Raw genomic sequence first — 2,255 nt, forward strand, 5'->3', positions numbered from 1 at the left:
GCCGCCCGGGCGACGGGCCCCGCCACCCCGTCACGCGCCTCCCTCACCGAGCGCTACATCTGGGCGGTGGTGCGCACCCTCCCCCGCGAGCGCCGGGCCGAGGAGGAACGCGAGCTGCGCAGCCTCGTCGAGGACACGATCGAGGCCCGCACCGCCGTCGGCCAGGACCCCTCCGCCGCCGAGCGCGCCACACTGGAGGAGCTCGGTGACCCCTCGCGCCTCGCAGGTCGACTCGGTGAGCGTCCGAGGTACCTCGTCGGGCCGGAGCTCTACCCCGACCTCGTGAAACTGCTCAAGGTGGTCCTGGGCGCCACGATCCCCTTCGTGCTGCTCGGGATGCTCATCGCCGACACCCTGGAGGGTCACGCACTCGGCCCGACCATCGGCCAGGCGGTCTGGACGTCCTTCAATGCCGGCGTCCACATCGTCTTCTGGACGACCCTGGTCTTCTGGGTCATCGAGCGCACCCGCCGCACCCGGGGACCGCTCACCCCCTGGTCGCTGGACGACCTCCCCGAGCGGACCGAGCTGGGCACCACCGACAGGCGCTTCACCACCGGGGAGCTCCTCGGCGCCGTCGGGTTCCAGGTCATCTGGGTGGGCGCACTGGTGGCACTCACGCACATTCCGCTCTTCGCCGACGAGGGCGGGGCCCGCGTGCCTCTCCTCGCACGGGACCTGTGGAACCCGTGGTTGGGCGTGCTGGTGGCCATCGCGGCCGTGGAGACCCTGGTCACCGTCCTCACCTGGAGGCGGGGGACCTGGGGGTGGACCGCAGCCGGGGTCAATGTCGCAGCCAATGTCCTGGTGGCCCTGACCCTCGTCCACCTGCTGGTGACCGAGCGGCTGTTCAACCCGGCGGCACTGGCGGGCATGCAGGACGTCGAGAAGTGGGGCGGGGTCGCGGCCACGGCGATCGCCCTGACCATCGTCGCCGTCGCCCTGTGGGACTCGGTCGAGGGTATCCGCCGGGCCCTCTCCCCCCGTGAGGGACCGCCCCGCGCCTGAGCCGCCCTCGTCCACCGAGGCACGTCGCGCACGCCGCGCCACGCCCCCGAAGCGGGGCCCCTCGGGACGCCGAGGCACTTCCCCTCAAGCACNCTCCACCCCGCGGGCCCGGCGCCCCGGCGCGGTGCGCTGCAGCTCGGCTGCCAGCTGTGCGGCGACATCGGGGTCCAGCAGGGAGGCGATGTCGACCTCGCCGAGGAGGTCGGCGAGGAGGGCCGTGTCCAGTGACAGCAGTGAGGCGCGTCGTTCCGCCAGGGGCTGGTCGTCGTCGTAGAGGTTGGCGCCGACGTACCCGAAGAGCAGGGTGGAGGCGAAGGGTGAGGGGACGGCCGTCTCCACCTCGGCCATGCCCACCGCACCCGAGTCCAGGGCGCGCAGCAGGTCCGCCAGGGCATCGAGGTCGTAGACATCGGCGAGGCACTCCCGGGCCGTCTCCAGCAGGATCGGGAAATCCGGATGGGCGCTCGCCACGGACAGCAGCTGGGCGGCGCGCTGGCGCTGCTGCCACAGGGGCGAACGCCTGCCGGGGTTGCGCCGCGGCAGGAGCAGGGCGCGCGCCGCGCACTCCCGGAAACGGGCAGCGAACAGGGCGGAGTGGCCCACCGCGTCCACGACGATCCTGCGCATGACGTCGGCGTCGAAGCGGAACACCTCCGCTCCGGGCGGGCGTCCGGTGGAGTCGGGCAGGCGCACCACGATCCCGTCGTCGGCGGCCATGGCGCGGGCGTCGAGACCGCGCTCGCGCTGGAGGCGCTCGGAGACGGCCAGCGCCCAGGGGGCGTGCACCCGCCGTCCGTAGGGCGAGTGGAGCACGAGGCGCCAGTCCCCCACCTCGTCGCGGCAGCGCTCCACGACCAACGTGGTGTCGGTGGGCAGGACGCCGGTGGCACGACGCTGCTCCTCCAGGAGGGCGAGCAGGTTCCGCACGGCACTGTCGTCGAGGCCGTCCTCCCGGAGACGTTCCTCCACCCCACCCTGCACACGGCCGGCGACCGACCCGGAGACGTGTTCGTCCCCCTCTCGACCGGGCTGGTCCGGTCCGCCCTCGTCGGGGTGCCCACCGGACCGGCTCGGACCGGCCCCGGGCACCGGACCACGCACGGACCCACCCGGCCCCGCGTCCCCGGACCCGACCTCGCGCACGAAGGCCCCCAGGGCGGCGCCGAGTTCCGGGGGCCTGCCCGGGCCCTCCCCGTGCCAGAAGGGCAGGCGGGCAGGGCGTCCCGGTGCGGGCACGACGACCACGC

General features: G+C 74.1%; 2 protein-coding genes. One reads left to right on the plus strand and one right to left on the minus strand.

Annotation, left to right across the window (positions count from 1 at the left end; genetic code table 11):
• Positions 1-1,008, plus strand: a 1,008-nt coding sequence (locus BQ9890_RS07635; RefSeq protein ID WP_075890554.1) for a permease prefix domain 1-containing protein, incomplete at its 5' end; no start/stop codon positions are given.
• Positions 1,009-1,092: 84 nt separating this feature from the next.
• Here the strand turns inward: BQ9890_RS07635 and BQ9890_RS07640 are convergent.
• A complete protein-coding gene (locus BQ9890_RS07640) occupies positions 1,093-2,253 on the minus strand; it encodes a DEAD/DEAH box helicase family protein (protein ID WP_075890556.1) in 1,161 nt (386 codons plus the stop codon).
• Positions 2,254-2,255: the final 2 nt, after the last annotated feature.

Source organism: Actinomyces provencensis, assembly GCF_900155435.1.
GTDB lineage: Bacteria > Actinomycetota > Actinomycetes > Actinomycetales > Actinomycetaceae > Pauljensenia > Pauljensenia provencensis.